Annotated in this window: 16 protein-coding genes; 9 read left to right on the plus strand and 7 right to left on the minus strand. The window is 67.3% G+C overall.

Annotated features, from left to right (window positions below):
• Positions 1 to 20: 20 nt before the first annotated feature.
• Positions 21 to 1634, minus strand: a complete 1614-nt coding sequence (locus IAE58_RS05250; RefSeq protein ID WP_108750895.1) for an ATP-binding protein — start codon at positions 1632 to 1634, stop codon at positions 21 to 23.
• A 424-nt stretch (positions 1635 to 2058) separates the two neighbouring features.
• Between IAE58_RS05250 and sucC the strand changes: the two genes are divergently transcribed.
• The 3 genes from sucC to IAE58_RS05265 all read left to right on the plus strand — a co-directional run bounded on the left by sucC (position 2059) and on the right by IAE58_RS05265 (position 5974).
• Positions 2059 to 3228, plus strand: a complete 1170-nt coding sequence (sucC, locus tag IAE58_RS05255) for an ADP-forming succinate--CoA ligase subunit beta (protein ID WP_199932821.1) — start codon at positions 2059 to 2061, stop codon at positions 3226 to 3228.
• Between the two features lie 21 nt (positions 3229 to 3249).
• Positions 3250 to 4125, plus strand: coding sequence for a succinate--CoA ligase subunit alpha (gene sucD / locus IAE58_RS05260; RefSeq protein ID WP_005410793.1), 876 nt, complete (start codon positions 3250 to 3252; stop codon positions 4123 to 4125).
• 214 nt (positions 4126 to 4339) lie between these two features.
• Entirely contained in the window at positions 4340 to 5974 is a 1635-nt protein-coding gene (locus tag IAE58_RS05265; RefSeq protein ID WP_199932820.1) for an NAD+ synthase, read from the plus strand.
• 89 nt (positions 5975 to 6063) lie between these two features.
• Here the strand turns inward: IAE58_RS05265 and IAE58_RS05270 are convergent, their stop codons facing one another.
• Together IAE58_RS05270 and IAE58_RS05275 are read right to left on the minus strand one after the other, a co-directional pair.
• On the minus strand, positions 6064 to 7257 hold the full coding sequence (locus IAE58_RS05270) for a lipase family protein (protein ID WP_199932819.1): 1194 nt from the start codon (positions 7255 to 7257) through the stop codon (positions 6064 to 6066).
• 221 nt (positions 7258 to 7478) lie between these two features.
• Positions 7479 to 8366, minus strand: coding sequence for an outer membrane protein assembly factor BamD (locus tag IAE58_RS05275; protein WP_108753959.1), 888 nt, complete (start codon positions 8364 to 8366; stop codon positions 7479 to 7481).
• A 112-nt stretch (positions 8367 to 8478) separates the two neighbouring features.
• On the opposite strand from IAE58_RS05275, the gene rluD reads away from it, so the two are divergent.
• Genes rluD through IAE58_RS05290 form a run of 3 tightly spaced genes read left to right on the plus strand, consistent with a single transcriptional unit; the run spans position 8479 to position 10693 of the window.
• Positions 8479 to 9468: a 23S rRNA pseudouridine(1911/1915/1917) synthase RluD gene (gene rluD, locus IAE58_RS05280; RefSeq protein WP_108753958.1), complete on the plus strand. Its 990-nt coding sequence runs from the start codon at positions 8479 to 8481 to the stop codon at positions 9466 to 9468.
• Positions 9468 to 10235 (plus strand): peptidoglycan editing factor PgeF, encoded by a 768-nt coding sequence (gene pgeF, locus IAE58_RS05285; protein ID WP_199932818.1) that lies wholly within the window; start codon positions 9468 to 9470, stop codon positions 10233 to 10235. Before rluD ends, pgeF begins: the two co-directional genes overlap by 1 nt.
• Before the next feature lie 17 nt (positions 10236 to 10252).
• The gene (locus IAE58_RS05290; protein ID WP_233614710.1) at positions 10253 to 10693 is read left to right on the plus strand and encodes a thiol-disulfide oxidoreductase DCC family protein; all 441 of its coding nucleotides are present in this window, start codon (positions 10253 to 10255) and stop codon (positions 10691 to 10693) included.
• A 167-nt stretch (positions 10694 to 10860) separates the two neighbouring features.
• Here the strand turns inward: IAE58_RS05290 and otsA are convergent, their stop codons facing one another.
• The 4 genes from otsA to IAE58_RS05310 all read right to left on the minus strand — a co-directional run bounded on the left by otsA (position 10861) and on the right by IAE58_RS05310 (position 17586).
• On the minus strand, positions 10861 to 12225 hold the full coding sequence (gene otsA / locus IAE58_RS05295) for an alpha,alpha-trehalose-phosphate synthase (UDP-forming) (RefSeq protein WP_199932816.1): 1365 nt from the start codon (positions 12223 to 12225) through the stop codon (positions 10861 to 10863).
• Positions 12222 to 14003 (minus strand): glycoside hydrolase family 15 protein, encoded by a 1782-nt coding sequence (locus IAE58_RS05300; protein ID WP_199932815.1) that lies wholly within the window; start codon positions 14001 to 14003, stop codon positions 12222 to 12224. Before IAE58_RS05300 ends, otsA begins: the two co-directional genes overlap by 4 nt.
• A 39-nt stretch (positions 14004 to 14042) precedes the next feature.
• Positions 14043 to 14801 (minus strand): trehalose-phosphatase, encoded by a 759-nt coding sequence (gene otsB, locus IAE58_RS05305; RefSeq protein WP_199932814.1) that lies wholly within the window; start codon positions 14799 to 14801, stop codon positions 14043 to 14045.
• Positions 14802 to 15153: 352 nt separating this feature from the next.
• Entirely contained in the window at positions 15154 to 17586 is a 2433-nt protein-coding gene (locus tag IAE58_RS05310) for a TonB-dependent receptor (protein ID WP_199932813.1), read from the minus strand.
• A 241-nt stretch (positions 17587 to 17827) separates the two neighbouring features.
• Here IAE58_RS05310 and IAE58_RS05315 point away from each other — a divergent pair, with 241 nt between their 5' ends.
• The 3 genes from IAE58_RS05315 to IAE58_RS05325 all read left to right on the plus strand — a co-directional run bounded on the left by IAE58_RS05315 (position 17828) and on the right by IAE58_RS05325 (position 21027).
• Positions 17828 to 18304: a DUF3574 domain-containing protein gene (locus IAE58_RS05315; protein ID WP_199911969.1), complete on the plus strand. Its 477-nt coding sequence runs from the start codon at positions 17828 to 17830 to the stop codon at positions 18302 to 18304.
• A 36-nt stretch (positions 18305 to 18340) separates the two neighbouring features.
• Positions 18341 to 19198 carry an SH3 domain-containing protein gene (locus IAE58_RS05320; RefSeq protein WP_199932861.1) on the plus strand — a complete coding sequence of 286 codons (858 nt, stop codon included), beginning with the start codon at positions 18341 to 18343 and terminating at the stop codon, positions 19196 to 19198.
• A gap of 110 nt (positions 19199 to 19308) precedes the next feature.
• Complete coding sequence (locus IAE58_RS05325; protein WP_199932812.1) at positions 19309 to 21027, plus strand: thiamine pyrophosphate-dependent enzyme; 1719 nt, start codon at positions 19309 to 19311, stop codon at positions 21025 to 21027.
• Positions 21028 to 21191: the final 164 nt, after the last annotated feature.

A 21191-nucleotide genomic window follows, 5' to 3' on the forward strand; every position in this document is an offset into this window, starting at 1 on the left:
CAAATACTTGACGCGCTGGATCAGGTCGGAAGCAGGGTGTGCGGGCCCGGCAGGACCAGGCGGAAGCACGAGCCGCCGGCCGGCACCGGGATGTAATCCAGGCGTGCCTGGTTGGCGCGGCACAGCTCACGGGCGATATACAGGCCCAGGCCGGTGCCGTGCTCGGACGTGGTGAAGAACGGGCGGAACAACTGCGCGGCCACCGCTTCGGGAATGCCGGGGCCGCGGTCCATCACGTCGATCACCGCGTTGCGCTCGTGCAGGGCCACGCGCAGGCGCACACGCGCTGGCTGCTGGCCCACGCGCCCATACTTCAGCGCGTTGTGCACCAGCACGGTCAGCACCTGGTACAGGTGGCGGGTGTCCACCTGCGCCGGCACCGAGGTGTCGGTGATGATCGGCTCAATGCTGTCGGTTTCCAGCGTCTGGCCCTGCTTGTACTCCAGCACGAAGCGGCGCACGAAGGCGGCCAGATCGACGTTTTCCGGGGTGGCGCGTTCGCGCCGGGCCAGGCCCAGCACGCTTTCCACAATGCTGTTGGTGCGCTGGCACTGCTGGTGGATGATCTGCAGCAGGCGGCGGTCGCTTTCGTTGAAGCCGGTGCCTTCTTCCAGCAGCTGCACCGCGTAGTTGATGGCGGCCAGCGGGTTGCGGATCTCATGGGCCAGGCTTGCCGAGAAGCGGCCCATGGCCGACAGGGTGAGCGATTCGGCGCGGCGCGAGACCACGCTGGAATCGTCCAGGAACACCAGGGCCAGATCGCTGCCGGCCAGCAGGCGGGCAAAGCGCGGCTGTACTTCCGGCTGGTCGGGGTTGAGCTGCAGCGGCAGTTCGTCCTGGGTCCAGCCGTTGCGCCAGCGGTTGAGGCGGCGCGCCAGCTCCGGGGCGATGCTGGCCAGGTCCAGGCGGCCGGTTTCGCCCACGCCATCGTTGTCGCCCAGCAGCAGCGAGGCCGCTTCGTTGGCCAGGGTGATGCGGTTTTCGCCATCGACCACCAGCACGCCGGTGCGCATGCGACGGATGATCAGTTCGTTGATCTGGAACAGGTTGGCCACTTCGTCGCCGCGCTGGTTGGCCAGCTGCTGGTTGCGGCGCGCGCGGTTGCCCACCTGGTAGCTGATGAAGGCCAGGGCCAGGTAGCTGGTGGCGAACATGGCCAGTTCGGCCAGGGTGCGGGTGGGGTCGCCGCCTTCCAGCACCTTCCACAGGTATTCGGCGGCGGTGGCCACGCTGGCGGCCAGCGCCAGGCACAGGCCCCAGCTGAGCGGCAGCAAGGTGGCGGCCGCAGCGATGTTGAACAGCAGCGACATCGAAATGCCGGCGCTGGCGCCGGGCAGGGCGTGCGCAAGCAGGCTGGCGGCGACGATATCCAGCAGCACGCCACCGACCACGGTGGGGCGCAGCCAGCGTTCGCTGCGGCCGATCAGCAGCCACAGCAGCGACAGGCCCAGGTACGCGCCGCCCACGGCGTAGGCCAGGCGCGGGTGGTGGGCTTCGCCGACCATGGCCGACAACGGGCTGTAGAGCAGGGCGGCGATGACCGACGCGATCAGCACCCGGTACAGGGCGAAGAAGTACAGCTCACGCCGCGGTATCGATTCGATGCGGTCGATCAATGAAGCACTGGGTGACACGCCGGAACTCCCCTTCTGGCTGCCTGGAACTGGGTTTGACGGCGGTGGCCTGCAGCGTAGCCGATGTTCCCCCGATCATCGGAACCGCGCTGCGTAGAGTCGAGCTTGCTCGACTGCTTGTGCCATGCGAGGCAACGGCAGTCGAGCAAGCTCGACTCTACCCCGGCACGGCCGCCCCAAGTATAGGCCTGTGGAAGCGATTTCCTGCGCAATCGGGCCCGGGCGGGCGCGTGGCCGGGCCCGCCCGGCGCCCGCAACTGCCTGAATGACGGCGGAAAACTGCCCGGGTCTGGCCATTTGTCCATACTTCTTTGCGCCCCGGCGCCGGCTCGGCCACAATAGTGGGCCCGCCGCGGTCCATGCCGGCGCCCCGCCGGGGCCCCTGAGGAATTGCGTGCGGTCGTTCCTATTCCCACGGTGACGCATGAATTTCCACGAATACCAGTCAAAACAACTGCTTGCCGAATACGGCATTCCGGTCCCGGCCGGCAAGGTCGCTGCGACCCCGGACGAGGCGGTTGCCGCTGCCAACGCTCTGGGCCAGGGCCCCTGGATGGTCAAGGCGCAGATCCACGCTGGCGGCCGCGGTAAGGCTGGCGGCGTCAAGTTCTGCAAGACCACCGACGATGTGAAGGCCGCTACGGCCAAGATGCTCGGCACCAAGATGGCCACCTACCAGACCGCAGGCGTTGAACTGCCGGTCAACCTGGTGCTGGTGACCACCGCTGGCGAGATCGTCAAGGAACTGTACCTGTCGGTGCTGGTTGACCGTGGCACCAAGACCATCACCTACATCGCTTCTTCGGAAGGCGGCGTGGAGATCGAGCAGGTTGCCGCTGAAACCCCGGAACTGATCCACTCGCTGAACGTCGACTTCGTCGAAGGCGTGCAGGGTTACCACGGCCGCGATTTCGGCTTCAAGCTGGGCCTGACCGCCAAGCAGGCCGGCCAGTTCGCCAGCATCATGGTGAACCTGTACCGCCTGTTCAACGAAAAGGACCTGGCCCTGGTTGAAATCAACCCGCTGGCCATCCTGGACGACGGCAACCTGTACGCGCTGGACGGCAAGTTCGACAGCGACGACAACGCCGCGTTCCGCCAGAAGGCCCTGGTCGCCATGCGCGACAAGACCCAGGAAGATCCGACCGAAGTGATCGCTTCGGAACTGGACATCAACTACGTCACCATGGACGGCAACATCGGCTGCATGGTGAACGGCGCCGGCCTGGCCATGGCCACCATGGACGTCATCAAGCTCAACGGCGGCGAGCCGGCGAACTTCCTGGACGTGGGCGGCGGTGCCAACAAGCAGCGCGTCATTGAAGCCTTCAAGCTGATCCTGTCCTCGGACAAGGTCGAAGGCATCTTCGTCAACATCTTCGGCGGCATCGTCCGCTGCGACATGATTGCCGAAGGCATCATCGCCGCCGTGAAGGAAGTGGGCGTCAAGGTTCCGGTCGTGGTGCGCCTGGAAGGCACCAACGTGGAAGAAGGCAAGCAGCTGCTGCGTGACAGCGGCATGGCCATCATCCCGGCTGACAACATCAACGATGGCGCCAAGAAGATCGTTGAAGCTGTCAAGAACGCCGCCTGATACCGACACCAAGGAATTACCATGTCTGTTTTGATCAACAAGAACACCAAGGTGATCGTGCAGGGCTTCACCGGCCAGCAGGGCACCTTCCACGCCACTCAGATGATCGAGTACGGCACCCAGGTTGTGGGCGGCGTGACCCCGGGCAAGGGTGGCACCACCCATATCGACCTGCCGGTCTTCAACACCGTTGCCGACGCCGTGCAGAGCACCGGTGCCAACGCGTCGGTCATCTACGTGCCGCCGCCGTACGCGGCTGATGCGATCCTGGAAGCCGCTGCTGCCGGCATCAAGGTCATCGTCTGCATCACCGAAGGCATTCCGGTGCTGGACATGCTGCGCGTGAAGAATGTGCTGACCCGTTCGCATCCGGACACCGTGCTGATCGGGCCGAACTGCCCGGGCGTCATCACCCCGGGTGAGTGCAAGATCGGCATCATGCCGGGCCACATCCACCAGCCGGGCAAGATCGGCATCGTGTCGCGTTCGGGCACCCTGACCTATGAAGCGGTCAAGCAGACCACCGAAGTCGGCCTGGGCCAGTCCACCTGCATCGGTATCGGTGGTGACCCGATCAACGGCCTGAACTTCGTCGACTGCCTGAAGCTGTTCAACGAAGACCCGCAGACCGAAGGCATCATCATGGTCGGCGAAATCGGCGGTGACGCTGAAGAAGCCGGCGCCGAGTACATCAAGAACCACGTGAAGAAGCCGGTTGTCGGTTTCATCGCCGGTGCGTCGGCTCCGGCCGGCAAGCGCATGGGCCACGCCGGTGCGATCGCCTCGGGCGGCAAGGGCACGGCCGAAGGCAAGTTCGCCGCCATGGAAGCTGCCGGTGTCGTCACCGTCCGCTCGCCGGGCGACCTGGGCGCCGCCATCGCCAAGCTGGTGAAATAAGATCGACTGCCTCCGGCAGACGATTCGGTAGAGTCGACTGTCAGTCGACTGCTCTACCTGCATCAACAGAAAAGCCGCCTCCGGGCGGCTTTTCTGCATCTGGCGGTGTGCCGGTCGGCCCCATCCACGCATGGCGTGGATCTACTGGGGATGGCCCGGCGCGGGCATGGCCCGGCGTTACAATGGGCGCATTGCAACCACAGGCTGGACCCCCATGGCTTCGATCCGTATCGCGATGGCGCAGTTCGATTTCCCGGTCGGCGATGTTGCCGGCAATTCCGAACGCATCATCGAGATGATCGGCCAGGCGCGCGATGAGTACGGCGCCGAGCTGGTGATGTTCCCCGAGCTGGCCGTCAGCGGCTACCCGCCGGAAGACCTGCTGCTGCGCCCGGGCTTCCTGTACGAATGTGAGCAGGCCATGGCCCGCATCGCCGCCGCCTGCCGTGGCATCACCGCCGTGGTGGGCTGGCCGCAGGCCGCCGGCGCGGTGGTCTACAACGCCGCCAGCGTGCTGCGCGATGGCCTGGTGGAACAGACCTACCGCAAGCGCGAGCTGCCCAACTACGCCGTGTTCGACGAGCGCCGCTACTTCGATGTCGACCCCGATGGCGGCAGCTGCGTGTTCGAAGTGAACGGCATTCCGGTGGGCCTGCTGATCTGCGAAGACCTGTGGTTTGCCGAGCCGATGGCCGACACCGTGCAGGCCGGCGCGCAGCTGGTGGTGGTGCCCAACGCGTCGCCCTACGAGCGCGGCAAGCATGCCCAGCGCGACGCCGTGCTGGCCGCGCGCACCCGCGAGAGCGGGGCGGCCATTGCCTACCTGAACGTGGTGGGCGGCCAGGACGCCCTGGTGTTCGACGGTGCGTCGGTGGTGGCCGATGGCGATGGCACGGTGCACCCGGCCGCGGCGGCCTTCATGGACCAGTGGCTGGTGGTGGACTATGACGGCGCCAGCCGCCGGTTCATGCCGCATGTGTGGATGGACGACGGCGACGAGAGCATGGATGCGCTGGCTTGGCGTGCGGTGACCCGCGGTATTCAGGATTACTGCCGCAAGAACGGCTTCAAGAAGGTGTGGCTGGGCCTGTCCGGCGGCATCGATTCGGCGCTGGTGCTGGCCCTGGCCGTGGATGCGCTGGGCGCGGACAACGTGACCGCCGTGCGCCTGCCCTCGCGCTACACCGCCGGCATGTCCAACGATCTGGCCGCCGAGCAGTGCCAGGCGCTGGGCGTGAAGCTGGAAGCGGTCTCCATCGAGCCGGCCTTCAAGGGCCTGATGGAATCGCTGGCGCCGATGTTCGAAGGCACCACGCCGGATGTGACCGAAGAGAACCTGCAGTCGCGCAGCCGCGGCGTCATCCTGATGGCGCTGGCCAACAAGTTCGGCGGCCTGCTGCTGACCACCGGCAACAAGAGCGAATACGCGGTGGGCTACGCCACGATCTATGGCGACATGTGCGGTGGCTATGCGCCGCTGAAGGACCTGTACAAGACCGAGGTGTTCGGGCTGTCGAAGTGGCGCAACACCGTGGGCGGCGCGCCGGTCATTCCGCCGGCGGTGATCAGCCGACCTCCGTCGGCCGAGCTGCGCGAGAACCAGCTGGACCAGGATTCGCTGCCGGCCTACGACGTGCTGGACGGCATCCTGTACCGCTACGTGGACCAGGAGCAGTCGCGCGCGGAGATCGTGGCGGCCGGCTACGACGCGGCCGTGGTGGACCGGGTGCTGCGCCTGGTGCGCATCAGCGAGTGGAAGCGCCACCAGGCCGCGCCGGGCCCGAAGGTGTCGCGCCGGGCATTCGGCCGCGAGCGCCGGTACCCGATCAGCAACGGGTTCAAGGGGTAAGGGCGGCCCGCGCCACCCCCGGTAGGTGCGGACCTTGGTCCGCACGGTGTTCGACGATCATCCACGCATGGCGTGGATCTACCAACCCATCATCGTGCGGCGTCGAGCTGTTGTTCCAGCCCCGCCAATTCGGCTGCGGGGTCGAAGCGGGCATCCTCCAGCCGTGCGCGCACGAACGCCAGCCCATCGGCCGCCGCCGCATCCAGCGTGCCGCGGTGGTCGACCGGGTACTGCCGGAAGGCCACCGGCTCGCCACGCAGGGCCAGGCCGGCGGCGTACAGCAGCGTGGTCAGGTAGGGCACATCCTGGTCGCCGGTGCCGTGGGCCAGCATCAACGGCTGGGTGAACCCGCGCCGGGGCACGCCCAGATAGTCGTGCAGCAGCGTCCAGATGCCCGGCACCGTGGTCAACGGCGCGCTGAACATCTCGCCGGTGCTGGCGCCTTCCAGCTGCGCGGCCAGATCGGTCAGGCAGTGCTGGCGGGCCAGCGCGATGCGGGCACGTCCCTGAGGGCTCAGCACCCGGTCGATCTGCGGCGCCACCTGCAGCAGGCCATCGAGCAGATAGGCGTGATAGGCGTTCAGTGCCCCCGGGTTGCCGGTGCGGTTGTCGGGCCGCATCACCAGCGCGGTGATTTCCACGGCCGTGGGCGTGCCAGCAGTGAAGCTACCCTTGAACTGAAGGGCGGGGCCGGCGTAGTCGGCCGCCAGGTGGCCGGCGCTCAGCGCGGCCGACGCCCCCTGTGAATAGCCCACCGAGACCCAGCGGGGCGACAGGCGCCCGCCGTCCAGGAACTGGTGGCTGGCCTTGACCATGTCGATGCTGTTGCGCGCGGCGGTGCGCACGTGCAGGTAGGTGTGCTGGCCCGGGCTGCCCAGGCCCTGGTAATCGGCGGCGACCACCGCATAGCCCTGGCCGAGGAAGTGGTCCAGGAAGCGCCCGTCGCGCTCGGGATGGGTGGGGCCGGACACCGACGGCGCGCAGTGGTTGGCAATGCCCTGGGTGCCATGCGCCCAGGACACCACCGGCCAGCCGCCCGTCGGCGCGGTCCCGGCAGGCAGGTAGAGCAGCCCGGTGCCTTGGGCCAGGCGGCCGCTGTGATCGGGGGTGTGATAGCGCAGCAGGTAGGCCTGGGCCGCCTTCGAGGGCACCCAGTCGGCGCGGTAGGGGGCGGCGGTGAGCAGATCGCCGGGCTCGGCCGCCTGGGCAGCCACGGGCAGGCCCAGCAGGGCGGCAGCGACGGCGGCCAGCAGGGGGCGGGTGCGGGAAACGATTGAGGTCATGCGGACTCCAGGCAGGCGGGAATGGCCGTGCACGGGAGTGTGGAAGGCGGCGCGGGTTGGGTCTGGGAACGGGATCGCAATGGCTGCGGATTCGTAGAATTCCTAATCCCGCCATCCACGCCATGCGTGGATGGGGCATTCCCAGCGTCCAAATGCCAAGCGCCGTCGAGCATGGCTCGACGCTACAAAAGGAAAGGGCCCTTGCGGGGCCCTTTGCGCTCTTATTTCTTTTCCAGCCGTGCGTTGCGCTGGCCGGTGCTGGCGGACTTCTCGCCGGCGAACGGATTCAGCTTGCGGATCATCCACGGGTACTTGGGCCACTTGCCTTCCAGCCACGGGTGGGTGGGCTGGTTCAGGGTCAGCACGCGGCGGGCATCGTCGGCCAGCGTCTTGTTGCCCAGGTGGGTGTAGGCTTCGCCCAGCACGGCCACGGCGTCGTACTGGTACGCGCTCTGCGGGTAGGTTTCCAGCAGGTAGTTGGCGCGGCCGGCGGCGGAAACATAGGCTTCGCGGCGCAGGTAGTACAGGGCGTTGTCCAGCTCGTGCTGGGCGAACACGTCACGCAGCACGATCATGCGCTGGCGCGCATCGGCGGCGTAGCGGCTGTTCGGGTAACGGTCCACCACGATGTTGAAGTCGGCATAGGCCTGGTGCGGGGTGGACAGATCGCGGCGGCTGGGATCCAGCGACCATACGCGGCGCAGGAAAACCGTATTGCGATTGGAGTTGGCCAGACCGCGCAGGTAGTACAGGTAGGCGATGTTGCGGTGGGTCGGGTAGGTGCGGATGAAGCGGTCGATGCTGGACACCGCGTCATCGTGCTTGCCGGCCTTGTACTGGGCGTAGGCGGTCTCGATCATCGCCTGTTCGGTGTACGGGCCGTACGGGTACTGGGCCACCAGACGGCGGAAGCTGGCTTCGGCGCCGCTCCAGTTGCCGCCCTTCATGAGCGCGTGGCTCTTGTCGTACAGCTGTTCGACAGGCGTGCCTTCATCGGGGCGATCCCCCTTCTTGGCACCGCGGTGGCAACCGGTGGCGGCGATGACCAGCACCAGCAGCAGGGCGGTGAGGCGGACGGGCGCGGAGAGCATGGCGGAGCGTCGGATCATGGGGTCAAGGCGGGACGCGTCTGGAATACGAAGGGTCGATGATAGCCTAGTGTCCTGTCCTGCGACTGAAACCGGCCGCCCGGACCCCAAAATTTCAAAGATCCCCCTTGCCATGTCTGAACAAACTTCCGAATCGGCCCGCCAGGCCATCGTTCCCGATACCGCCGCCGGCCGGCGTTTCGACGCCGTTGTGGCCGAACTGTTCCCCGAATATTCCCGCTCGCGCCTGACCGAGTGGATCAAATCCGGCGATGTGCTGCTGGACGGCGCTCAGGCCCGCCCGCGCGACCCGCTGCGCGGCGGCGAGGTGGTGAGCCTGACCGTGGTGCTGGACACCCAGACCGACGCCCAGCCCGAAGACATCCCGCTGGACGTGCTGTTCGAGGATGAGCACCTGCTGGTGATCAACAAGCCGGTGGGCCTGGTGGTGCACCCCGGTGCCGGCAACCACAGCGGCACCCTGGTGAACGCCCTGCTGTACCGCGACCCGTCGGTGGCCGTGCTGCCGCGCGCCGGCATCGTGCACCGCCTGGACAAGGACACCAGCGGCGTGATGGTGGTGGCCCGTACCCTGGAAGCGCAGACCGCGCTGGTGGAACAGCTGGCCGCGCGCGATGTGCACCGCCAGTACCTGGCCGTGGTGATGGGCGCGCTGGTGGCCGGCGGTACCGCCGATGCCCCGATCGACCGCCACCCGCGCGACCGCCTCAAGATGGGCGTGCGCGAAGATGGCAAGGAAGCGGTGACCCATTACCGCCTGCGCGAGCGCTTCCGCGCCCACACCGCGCTGGAATGCCGCCTGGAAACCGGCCGCACCCACCAGATCCGCGTGCACATGGCGCACCTGCGCCACCCGATCGTGGGTGACCCGCTGTACGGCGGCGCGCTGAAGCTGCCCAAGGGCGCCAGCGACGAACTGGTGGCCGCGCTGCGCGGCTTCAAGCGCCAGGCGCTGCACGCTGAAACCCTGGAGTTCGTGCACCCGATCACCGGCCAGCCGGTGCGCAACAGTGCGCCGGTGCCGGCCGACATGCTGCACCTGATGAAGGTGCTGCGCGAAGACAGCGAAGCCTTTGCTGCACGCGAACGGGACCGCTGGTAATGGCCGCCGCACTGCCGCTGCTGCAGGCTGACTGGCCGGCACCGCCGGGAGTGCGGGCGCTGACCACCCGTCGCCACGGCGCGGGTATTTCGCCGGCGCCGTTCGACCAGTTCAACCTGGGCAACCGGCATGCTGCCGATGGCGATACCCCGGCCAACGTGGAGCACAACCGCCAGCTGCTGCAGCAGGGCCTGGCCCTGCCGTCGGCGCCGCACTGGCTGCGCCAGGTACACAGCTGCACGGTGCTGCGCTTGAACGCGCCGCCGCAGGCAGGCGCCAGCGAACCGGTGGCCGATGCGTCGGTCACCTCTGAACGGGGCGTGGTGCTGGCCATCCTGACCGCCGATTGCCTGCCAGTGGTGTTTGCCGCCGCCGATGGCAGCGAAGTGGGCGCTGCCCATGCCGGGTGGCGCGGGCTGGCCGACGGCATGCTGGAACACACGGTGGCTGCGATGACCACCGCCCCGGCGCAGCTGCGCGCCTGGCTGGGCCCGGCGGCCGGACCGCAGGACTACGAGATCGGCGAAGAGGTGTACCACGCCTTCGTCGGCCACGACCCGGCGGCCGCGGCCGCATTCGTGGCCACCCGCCAGGGGCACTGGAAGGTGGACCTGTTCGCGTTGGCGCGCCAGCGCCTGCAGAGCGCAGGCCTGGATCCGGCCAACATCCATGGTGGTACGGTGTCGACCATGGCCGACCCGGATCTGTATTCGCACCGCCGCGATCGCCGTACCGGGCGCATGGCCACGCTGGTGTGGATGGCATGAGCCGGGGCGAACCCGGGTTGGGGTCAGATCCCTTTTCAGCAGAAAAGGGCTCTGACCCAACCCCGAACGCCGTGATTGTCTTCGACGGCGTCTGCGCGCTGTGCAGCCGCTGGGTGCGCTTCCTGCTGCGCTTCGACCGCCAGGGCCGCTACCGCTTCGCCGCCATGCAGGGCGCGCACGGCAGTGGCCTGTTGCGCGCGCACGGGCTGGACCCGAACGACCCGCTGTCCTTCCTGCTGGTGGACGCACAGGGCGCCTGGACCGACACCGACGCGATCCTGCGGGTGTTGGCCGGCTTGGGCGGGCCGTGGCGGCTGGCCGGCGCGCTGCGCGTGCTGCCGCAGGTGTGGCGCGACCGCGCGTACCGCGTGCTGGCGCGCAACCGCTACCGCTGGTTCGGGCGCCACGATGCCTGCTTCCTGCCCAGCGCGGAACAGGCCGCGCGCTTCCTGGATTGACCGCGCATTCCCGTAGAGTCGAGCTTGCTCGACTGCTCTGTATGTAGAGTCGAGCTTGCTCGACTGGTTGTGCAGCAGTCGAGCAAGCTCGACTCTACCAACGCCAGTCGAGCAAGCTCGACTCTACCAACGCCAGTCGAGCAAGCTCGACGCTACCAACGGTGCGGTCACCCCTCCAGCGCTTCCAGGTAGCTGCGCCGCCAGTGGTTGATGTCGTAGGTGCGCAGGTGCTCCATCATGGCGTGCCAGCGTTCCTTGCGGCGGCGCAGTGACATGGTGGCGGCGGTGGCGATGGCGTCGGCCATGCCATCCAGGTCGTAGGGGTTCACCAGCAGCGCCTGCTTCATTTCGTCGGCGGCACCGGCCAGCAGGGACAGCACCAGCACGCCGGGATCGTCCGGGTCCTGCGAGGCCACGTATTCCTTGGCCACCAGGTTCATGCCATCGCGCAGCGGGGTGACCAGGCCGACCGCGGCGGCGCGGTAGAAGCCGGTCAGGGTGGCATGGGTGAAGTTCTGGTTGACGTAGCGCAGCGGGGTCCAGTCCGGCGCGGCGTGGCCGCCGTTGATGTGGCCGGCAATCTGTTCCAGCGTGCTGCGCAGATGGCGGTACTCGCTCACATCGCCGCGCGATACCGGGGCGATCTGCAGGTAGGTCAGCGAGCCGCGCTGGTCGGGGTGGCGTTCCAGGTAGCGTTCGAAACCGCGGAAGCGCTCGGGCAGGCCCTTGGAATAATCCAGGCGGTCCACGCCGATGGCCAGCTGGCGGTCGCGCAGGCTGCTGCGCAGGTCCTTCACTGCGGCCTTGCTGGCGGCGGCGCCGGCCTGTCGGGCAATCAACGCGGTATCGATGCCAATGGGGAAGGCGGCCGCGCGGAAACGTCGGCCGCCGGGGGCTTCAAGCCGTCCATCGTCCAATACGCGGCCACCGCCGAACAGGCGCAGGTAGGTCTGGAAGCGGTCGGCATCGCGCTGGGTCTGGAAGCCGACCAGATCGTAGGCGTACAGCGCCGAGAACAGTCGCAGGTGGTCGGGCATGGCCTGCAGCAGGTCGGCCGATGGCATCGGGATGTGCAGGAAGAAGCCGATCCTGCAGCCGATGCCGCGCTCGCGCAGCATCGCGCCCAGTGGGATCAGGTGGTAATCGTGGATCCAGACGATGTCGTCCTCGCGCAGCAGCGGCGCGAGCTTGTCGGCGAACAGCGCATTGACCTTGTGGTAGGTCTCGCGGGTGCCACGATCGTAGTCAACCAGATCCAGGCGGAAGTGCAGCAGCGGCCACAACGTGCGATTGGAGAATCCGTTGTAGTAGCCATCCACATCGCGCTTGGCCAGATCCATGGTGACGTACTCGATGTCACCTTCCTTCTGCTGGTGCAGCGTGCCGCTGGCATCCTTGGCGTTCTTGCCGCTCCAGCCGAACCACATGCCGCCACGCTCCTTCAGCGCGGCCAACAGGCCGACAGCGAGGCCGCCGGCGCGGCTTTCACCGGGCACGGCGACCCGGTTCGAAACAACGACCAGACGACTCACGAGGCCTCCTGCCAGGACCGCGACAGGCGCATGGCGGCGGTGATCAGCCCCACGTGCGAGTACGTCTGCGGGAAGTTGCCCCAGGCTTCGCCGCCATCGAAGGCCAGGTCTTCGGACAGCAGCCCCAGGTGGTTGCGCTGCTGCAGTAGCAGCTCGAACATCTCGCGTGCTTCGTCCATGCGGCCGATCGCCGCCAGCGCGTCGATGTACCAGAAGGTGCAGATGGTGAAGCTGGTTTCCGGTTCGCCGAAGTCATCCGGCGCCACGTAGCGGTACAACGAATTGCCGTGCTTCAGGTCGCGGCCGATGGCTTCCACCGTGGCGATGAAGCGCGCGTCCATTGCATCGATGAAGCCGATATCGGCCAGCAGCAGCAGCGAGGCGTCCAGGCGGTGGCCACCGAAAGTGTCGGTGAAGTGGCCGTGTTCATCGCTCCAGGCCTCGGCCATGATGCGCGCGTGGATGGTGTCGGCGCGCTCGCGCCAGTACTGCGCGCGGTCATCGCGCTTCAGCCGCACGGCGATCTTGCACAGGCGGTCGCAGGCGGCCCAGCACATGGCGCTGGTGTAAGTGTGTACTTCGGTGCGGCCGCGGAATTCCCACAGGCCCGCATCGGGCACGTCGTGCAGGGCGAAGGCCTGTTCGCCCAGCGGCTCCAGCCGCGCGAAGGTGTGGGCATCGCCCGGGTCCTGCAGGCGGCGGTCGAAGAACAGCTGGGTGGAAGCCAGCACCACGCTGCCATAGACATCGTGCTGGCGCTGCACCCAGGCCAGGTTGCCGCGGCGCACCGGGCCCATGCCACGGTAGCCGGACAGCGTCGGCACTTCATCTTCGTCCAGCTTGGCCTCGAAACCGATGCCGTACAGCGGCTGCAGCGTACCGTCGGTGGTGGCCAGGTTGAAGATGTAGCCCAGGAACTGTTCCATGGTGCGGGTGGCGCCCAGGCGGTTCAACGCGCGCACCACGAAGGCCGCATCGCGCAGCCAGCAGTAGCGGTAATCCCAGTTGCGCACGCTGCCGGGCGCTTCGGGAATGGAGGTGGTCATGGCCGCGATGATCGCGCCGCTGTCTTCGTACTGGCACAGCTTCAGGGTGATCGCACTGCGGATCACCGCGTCCTGCCATTCCAGCGGAATGGACAGGTAGCGCACCCATTCGCGCCAGTAGTCGCGCGTGCGCTGGAAGGCTTCCTGCACGTAGCCGCTGATCGAACGGTTCAGCGATTCGTCCACGCCCAGCACCAGATGGATGGGATGGTTGAGCACGAACGGCAGGCCGTCGCGCACGAAGCGCACTGGCACGTCGGTGGTCAGGCGCAGCACGTGGTCGGGCAGGATCCAGCGCACGTGGTTGCTGCCCCAGGTCGATTCAGGCACGCGCGCGCCCCAGTCGGCCAGCGGCCGTGCGCGCACCACGATGCGCGGGCTGCCAGCCAGCGGGCGCACCTGGCGGATCAGGCTGACCGGTCGGTAGAAGCGGTCGTTCTGGCGCCAGCGCGGGGCGAAATCGAGGATTTCCAGCGCGCCGCCGTGGTGGTCGTGCAGCACCGTGCGCAGGATGGCCGTGTTGGTCAGGTAGCTCTGCTCGCTGCTGGCGAAATCCTCCAGTTCGATGGCGAAATCGCCGCCTTCCTGTTGGTTCGGCGACAGCAGCGCACAGAACGTGGGGTCGCCATCGAAGGTGGGCAGGCAGCTCCACACCACGCGGGCATGCTTGTCGACCAGGGCGCCGAAGCTGCCGTTGCCGACCACGCCCAGATCAAGATCGGGTTGGGTCATCACGCAGAAATATCCGGTTATGGCCGTGGGGGCCGGGGGTCAATAGGCATTCTCACGCAGCCAGGCGTGCACGCTGCGTATGTCGGGCAGGGCGAACACCGCGGCACTGGGCTCGCGTTCGCCAATCAGCACGCTCCAGCCGTGTTGGCCGTTGGCGGCTTCGAAGCCGTATTCGTCGGTCAGGTCATCGCCCAGGAAGACCGGCAGGCGGCCGCGGAAGGGCAGGTACTGCATCATGCGGCGCAGGGCGCGGCCCTTGTCGGTGCCCACCGGTACGAACTCGACCACGTGGTCGCCGGGTTGCAGGCGGTAGCTGGGCCGGCCGCGCACATGACGTTCGGCGAACGCGCGCACGTCGTCGCCGGCCTGCGGTGCGCCACGCCAGTGCAGGGCCAGGCCCACGCCTTTTTCCTCCACCAGCACGCCGGGGTAGCCGTGGGCGAAGCGCATGGCCTGCTGGTGCAGGGCATGCAGCCATTCGCCGGTGTCATCGTCGTGGTCATCGCGCAGCACGCGGCCATCGGCGCCGCGCATCTCATGGCCATGCAGGCCGGCGGCGGGCAGTTGCAGCGGTGCGAACAGCTGGTCCAGCTGTTCCAGCGGGCGCCCGCTGACCAGGGCCACGGCGCCTTCCAGGCGGTCGCTGATGCGGCCGATGGCTTCACGCACGTCGGGTAGCAGGTGCACGGCATCGGGCCGTGCGGCAAATTCGATAAGCGTGCCATCCACGTCGAGGAACAACGCGCAGGCGTCGTCCAGCAACGGCGGTGGCGGACGCAGGGGGAGCGGTTCAGCCATGCCCCGCAGGGTGCCAGCGGCGGCGTGTAGGCCAGGTCGAGGGCAGGCTACGGCCCTGCCATGGTGGGTGCCGACTGTTGTAGCGGGGGGACGGGAGGCGATGGGCGATGGGGGTGATGGGGGTGATGGGGGTAGAGTCGACTGTCAGTCGACTATCGCGCGTAGCGCGGGATTTTCGCGGGGTGCCCACAGCAGTCGACTAACAGTCGACTCTACCCGGTCGATTTGAGCCGGTCGTTTTTACAAGTCGATTAAACCCCGTCGATTCGAGCCGGTCGTTTTCCCCAGTCGATTCAAGCCAGCCGATTCGACCGGGGCGGCCCATCACTTCGATGGGCCGCCCTGCGCGGCATCAGAACGTGTAACGCACGCGACCGTAGTAGTACGCGCCGTTGCTGCCGATCGGCGACAGCACGTCGTACGGCAGGTTGCCGTAGTAGTAGATATCGTCGTTGGACTTGTCCGGATAGTTGTCGGTCAGGTTCTGCCCGCCAATGGCCACGCTCCACTGCTTGTTGAAGCGGTATTCCACTTCCGCATCCAGCTGCCATTCGGCCTGGTAGGTCTGGCGCGGAATGTAGCCGTCACCGAAGTTGAACACGCGGGTGGCGCTGCCGTAGCGGTTCACCCGGCTGCTCAGCGACCAGTGGTCGTTGCTCCAGGCGGCCGAGAAGCCGGCGCGGCTGCGCGGGGTGGCATCGGTCAGGGTGTTGGTCTCTTCGATGCCGAACAGCACGTAGTCCGCATCCAGCGCCTGCAGCTGAGCCGGGGTGGCCAGCACGTTCTTCAGCGTGGTCTTGGTGTAAGCGTAAGTGCCGGTCAGCAGCAGCTGGCCATCGCCCAGCGCCTGGCGCCAGTTGGTCACCAGTTCGGCGCCACGGGTGCGGGTATCGGCGGCGTTGACGAAGAAGCTGGCACTCTGCAGGCCGGTGACGCCGTAGTTGGCTGCCACGTAGTCGGTCAGCGCATCACCGGTGATGCTTTCAGACAAGGCGATGCGGTCGTCGATGTCGATCTGGAAGAAATCCAGCGACAGGTCGAAGTGCTCGCCGATGCGGCTGGTGAAGCCCAGCGAGGTGTTCAGCGACTTCTCCGGCTTCAGGTCCTGCGCGCCCAGGCCGCGGGCGATCGGATTGTTCACCGACAGCAGGCGGCCCTGCACCAGCTGGCCGGCGGCGTTGTAGCCGGTGGACGTGGATTCATAGCCGATCTGTGCCAGCGACGGCGCACGGAAGTTGTTGGAGATGGCGCCGCGCAGGGCGAAGGCCGGGGTGAATTCGTAGCGCAGGCCGAGCTTGCCGGTCAGTTCGCCGCCGAAATCATCGTTGTGCTCGTAGCGCGCGGCCAGGTCGGTGGAGAAGTGATCGCCGAACTGGCTGGACAGGCTGGCATAGGCGCTGGCCACATCGCGGGCCAGCGAGGCCGCATCCTGCGGGGTCAGGCCACCGCCGGCCTGCGAGCCGGTCGGGCGGTCGGTGTACGGGCCCGCGGCATAGCTGGACGGATCACCGGGGCGGGTTTCATAGCGCTCGTGGCGCACTTCCGCGCCCAGCCCCAGGGTATGGGTGATGCTGTCGCTCTGGCTGAACACACGGCTCAGATCCAGGTTGCCCACGGTCTGCGCGTACTGGTAATCGGCGGTCTTGAAGCGGGTCGGGCTGGTCGGGCCCAGCGAGGCGTTGATCGAATCGCGCAGGCGGTAGGTGAAGTCGTTCTGGCCGTAATCCACGCTGCCGTCATAGCTCCACTCGCCCCACTGCCCGCGCACGCCGGCCACGGCCTGCACGTCGCGGTTCTCGCCTTCGGAAATGGGGCGGTAACCGTTCGGGTATACCTCCTTCCAGTTGCCATCGCTGTCGGGGTAGCGGAAGTAGTTGGCGCCTTCGGTGTCGCGCTGGTTGAAGGTGCCGAACGCGTAGAACGTGGCGGTCTTGCCCACCGGGATTTCAGTGTTCAGCCACAGGTTGATGTCCTTGCTGGCACCGTCGCCGAGCACGTAGTTGCGCTTGCCCTGCAGTGCCAGGTTGGCCTCGGTCTGGTCCCACGGCGGAATCAGGTCGTAGCCGGCGCGGTTGGTGCCGTTGCGCTTCTTGTATTCCAGGCCAACGCGCAGGAAGCCGCCGTCTTCGCCCAGCGAGGTGCCGACCTTGGCGCTGATGTTGCCGGTCTGGCCATCGGTGAGGGTGCGGCCGATCGGCTTCAGGTCGGTGTGGTTGGCGCCGTAGCTGGCTTCGATCTCGCCACCGTCACCGCCGTTGTCCAGGATCACGTTGATCACGCCGGCCACCGCATCGGAGCCGTACAGCGCACCGGCGCCGTCGCGCAGCACTTCGATGCGCTTGATGGCGCTGACCGGAATCGAGTTGAAATCGACCGGGGTGGTGCCCTTGCCGATCTTGCTGTCGGTGTTCACCAGCGCGGTGTGGTGGCGGCGCTTGCCGTTCACCAGCACCAGCACCTGGTCGGGCGACAGACCGCGCAGCTGCGCGGCGCGCACGTGGTCGGCGCCACCGGAATTGGACTGGCGCGGGAAGTTGAACGAGGGCAGCAGGGCCTGTAGCGCGCTGCCCAGTTCGCCGTTGACCACGCCGGCCTTGCGGATGTCTTCGGCGGTCAGTACGTCCACCGGCGCGGTGGATTCCAGCACGGTGCGATCTGCGGCGCGGGTGCCGGTCACGATCACCGTGTCCAGGTTGGTGGCGGCCTCCTGGGCCGAAGCCAGGGCGGGGGACAGCGCAAGCGCGATGGCAAGGCCGAGCGGCGACGCGGACAGGCGGGGGGACATGCAGACTCCAGCAGCGACAACGTGGGGAAGGGGGGGAGGTGATGGTTTCACTTACATCCATCCGGATGAAGCGATATATTATCTTCGCGTGAGCAGCCGGTGTGATGCAAGCCCCGGTTGTCTTTGCATCAGTTCATGCCTGCAGGGCATGAGTGATTGGTTGCAGTTGCAACCACGGCGCGGGTGTACCCTCCGTGCCCTTTCACCGCGTTTGTTCCCCTTCCCCGGAGTGTTGTTCCCGATGAAACGCCTTGGCCTGATCTTCGCCGTCCTGCTGGCCACCAGCGGCTGCGCCAGCCTGTCTTCGCAGGCGCCCAGCGCCTACACCACCACTGCCGCGCTGGAAGGCGATGCGGCCCGCCCGGCCAGCGGCCACGGCTGGGTGCGCAGCGAGCTGTACTTCGGCGTGGGTGAAGAGCAGGGCAGCGGCAACCGCCCGCAGGCAGACACCATCAGCGAGGCGCAGTGGCGCGCGTTCCTGGACAAGGAAGTGACCCCGCGCTTCCCCGATGGCCTGACCGTGTTCGATGCCTACGGGCAGTGGCTGTTCCGTGGCGATGCGGCGCCCAACCGCCTGCGCACCAAGGTGCTGGTGGTGCTGCACGAAGACAGCCCGCAGCGCCGTGCGGACATCGAGGCGATCCGCCTGGCGTGGAAGCAGCAGACCCAGCACCAGTCGGTACTGTGGTCGCGGCAGGCGGTTGACGTATCGTTCTGACCTGAAGGCGCCAAGGCGGCGCCACGGGCGGCAATGATGAAATACAGGGATGCGGTGTTGCGCCTGCTGCTGGCAGGCCTGCTGGTGCCGGCCGCGCAGGCGGCCGAACAGGACGGCGGCCCGCTGCGCTTCGCGCCGGCACCGGGCGTGCAGGTACAGGCCGAGGTGATGGAGGGCGGCAGCATCGACGCGCGTGTCTCACCCTCGGGCAAGCGCCTGCAACTGCCAGGCGCCGCAGACGCCGATGGCAATTCGCGGCTGTCGGCCGAAGACATCGATTTCGATGGACGCCCCGAACTGGTCGCACGTGCATCGGTGGGCATGGTCAATGAAGCGGTGGCGGTCTACCGCTTCGATCCGGCCAGCGGCGGATTCCAGGCGCTGAAAGCGGACACCCACGGCCGTGACAGCTGCGGCAACCTGATGGGCCTGGGCGTCGACGCTGCCACGCGCACGCTGAGCAGCAGCTGCCGCAGCGGTCCGATGTGGTACACCGATCTGTATCGGTTCGCGGGTACGAAGCTCTATCTGTACCGCGCCGAGGACGTGCTGCAATTGGGCGATGCCTTCGATGCCGCGCTGGAGGTCGATCACACTGGCGAACAAGGGCCGCTGGCAGTGTGGCGCACCTTCGATGCGCAGGGCCGCGTGCTCGACAGCGCGATCGGCGATGGTTTGGTCGCGCCCACCGGGCCCTCGCCTGTGCCGGGCATCCAGGCCACGGTGCGGCCGGCGCGCTTGTTCCTGTTCGAACGGCCAGGCGCAACCAGCACCCAGCGCTACCTGGTGCAGGGCGATCGGGTGGAACTGCGCGATGCCGCCGATGGCTGGGTGCAGGTGCGCTATCAGAATGCAAAGCGCGGCGCCGTGGTGGGCTGGATCAACGTGAACTGAACACGGCGCGCGCCCCATACCGATGTATGGGGCGCAATGCGCCGATGCCCACGGAGGCGTCACCGTGCGGGGTCTAGCCTCGGGGGCCTCCCCCAAGCAAGGCTTTTCCCATGAGCAAGCGCGTTGCCGAGATCGTTGTTGAAACCCTGCAGCAGGCGGGCGTGCGCCGCTGTTACGGGATCGTGGGCGACACGCTGAACCACGTGACCGATGCCATGCACCGCAGCGAGATCGACTGGGTGCACGTGCGGCACGAAGAAGTGGCCGCCTTCGCTGCCGGTGCCGATTCGCTGGTGAGCGGTGAGTTGACCGCCTGCGCCGGCTCCTGCGGCCCCGGGGGCCTGCATTTCATCAACGGCATCTTCGAAAGCAACCGTAACCGCGCGCCGCTGGTGCTGATCGCCAGCCAGATCGTGACCAGCGAACTGGGCATGGAATTCCCGCAGGAAGTGGATTTCAAATCGGTGTATGCCAGTTGCACGGTGTTCTGCGAGCAGGTGCACAGCCCCGAGCAGGCGCGCCGCGTGGTGGCGCTGGCGTGCCAGGCGGCGATCAGCCGCCGGGGCGTGGCGGTGGTGATCCTGCCGGCCGATATCAGCGAGGCCGAGGTGAAGCACGATGTGCCGTTCTCGGTGCATTACACCCAGCCGGTGCTGCGCCCGGCCGACGCCGAGCTGCAGCGCATCGCCGAGCTGCTGGGGCAGGGCAAGCGCATCGGCATCTATGCCGGTGCCGGCTGCCAGGGCGCGCATGCGCAGCTGATCGAACTGGCGCGCCGGCTGCAGGCGCCGGTGGCGCACACCTCGCGCGCGAAGGATTTCGTCGAACCGGACAACCCGTACAACATGGGTATGACCGGCATCTTCGGCATTGAATCGGGCTTCCACACGCTGATGGCCTGCGACACGCTGCTGCTGCTCGGCGCCGATTTCGCCTGGGGCCAGTTCTACCCGGACAAGGCCACGATCATCCAGGTGGACCGTGATGGCAGCCACCTGGGCCGCCGCCATCCGGTGGATCTGGGCGTGGTGGGCGATATCGCACCGACGCTGGACGCGCTGCTGCCGCTGTTGCCGCCGCGCGAAGACAGCAGCTTCCTGGACGAATGCATCGCCCGCCGTGACAAGGCATTGCACACGCGTGAACAGGAAGAACAGCCGGGCAAGGGCGAACTGATCCACCCGCAGCACCTGACCGCGCTGCTGTCCCGGCATGCGGCCGATGATGCGCTGTTCACTGCCGATGGCGGTTCACCGATGGTGTGGATCCTGCGCCACATCCGGGTGAACGGCCGCCGCCGCACGTTGACCAGCCTGCTGCACGGCACGATGGCCAATGCCATGCCGCAGGCGCTGGGTTTGCAGAAGGCCTTCCCCGGCCGGCAGGTGATCTCGCTGTCCGGCGATGGTGGCCTGGCCATGCTGCTGGGCGATCTGCTGACCGCGGTGCAGGAAGACCTGCCGATCAAGGTGGTGGTGTTCAACAACGGCTCGCTGAATTTCGTTGAGCTGGAACAGAAGGTGGAAGGCCTGCTGGACAATTACACCGACCTGAAGAACCCTGATTTCGGCCGCCTGGCCGAGGTGATCGGTTTCCACGGCCGCACCGTGACCCGCAGCGAGGATCTGGAAGAGGCGGTGCTGGATTTCCTGTCCCAGCGCGGTCCGGCGCTGCTGGACGTGCATACCAGCCGCGCCGAGCTGGTGATGCCGCCGCAGATCGAAGCCAAGCAGGTGGCCGGCACGGCGCTGTATGCGGCCAAGGCGGTGTTGAATGGCCGGTTCGACGACGTGAAGCATCTGCTGGTGGACAACTTCCTGAAGAAGTGAGGGCAGGGCTGCGCCCTGCACCCGCAGAGGCCAGAGCCAAAGCGGAAGCCGGTTTCCTGAGGATGGCGGGGTGGGTCCGGTTGCGGGGGACGGCGCAAGTACATCCTTGTAGCCTTGGCCGCGGCATCCATGCCGCGGACACCCCCGCAACCGGACCCACCCCG

This window comes from Stenotrophomonas sp. S49 (assembly GCF_016624905.1).
Taxonomy (GTDB): domain Bacteria; phylum Pseudomonadota; class Gammaproteobacteria; order Xanthomonadales; family Xanthomonadaceae; genus Stenotrophomonas.

What these genes read in the sequence shown, in the direction of transcription:
- IAE58_RS05310 (WP_199932813.1), bottom strand. Translation starts at nt 17,586, where the DNA reads ATGTCCCCCCGCCTGTCCGCGTCGCCGCTCGGCCTTGCCATCGCGCTT.
- IAE58_RS05275 (WP_108753959.1), bottom strand. Translation starts at nt 8,366, where the DNA reads ATGATCCGACGCTCCGCCATGCTCTCCGCGCCCGTCCGCCTCACCGCC.
- IAE58_RS05320 (WP_199932861.1), top strand. Translation starts at nt 18,341, where the DNA reads ATGAAATACAGGGATGCGGTGTTGCGCCTGCTGCTGGCAGGCCTGCTG.
- sucD (WP_005410793.1), top strand. Translation starts at nt 3,250, where the DNA reads ATGTCTGTTTTGATCAACAAGAACACCAAGGTGATCGTGCAGGGCTTC.
- IAE58_RS05315 (WP_199911969.1), top strand. Translation starts at nt 17,828, where the DNA reads ATGAAACGCCTTGGCCTGATCTTCGCCGTCCTGCTGGCCACCAGCGGC.
- IAE58_RS05265 (WP_199932820.1), top strand. Translation starts at nt 4,340, where the DNA reads ATGGCTTCGATCCGTATCGCGATGGCGCAGTTCGATTTCCCGGTCGGC.
- pgeF (WP_199932818.1), top strand. Translation starts at nt 9,468, where the DNA reads ATGGCCGCCGCACTGCCGCTGCTGCAGGCTGACTGGCCGGCACCGCCG.
- IAE58_RS05325 (WP_199932812.1), top strand. Translation starts at nt 19,309, where the DNA reads ATGAGCAAGCGCGTTGCCGAGATCGTTGTTGAAACCCTGCAGCAGGCG.
- IAE58_RS05270 (WP_199932819.1), bottom strand. Translation starts at nt 7,257, where the DNA reads ATGACCTCAATCGTTTCCCGCACCCGCCCCCTGCTGGCCGCCGTCGCT.
- sucC (WP_199932821.1), top strand. Translation starts at nt 2,059, where the DNA reads ATGAATTTCCACGAATACCAGTCAAAACAACTGCTTGCCGAATACGGC.
- rluD (WP_108753958.1), top strand. Translation starts at nt 8,479, where the DNA reads ATGTCTGAACAAACTTCCGAATCGGCCCGCCAGGCCATCGTTCCCGAT.
- IAE58_RS05300 (WP_199932815.1), bottom strand. Translation starts at nt 14,003, where the DNA reads ATGACCCAACCCGATCTTGATCTGGGCGTGGTCGGCAACGGCAGCTTC.
- otsB (WP_199932814.1), bottom strand. Translation starts at nt 14,801, where the DNA reads ATGGCTGAACCGCTCCCCCTGCGTCCGCCACCGCCGTTGCTGGACGAC.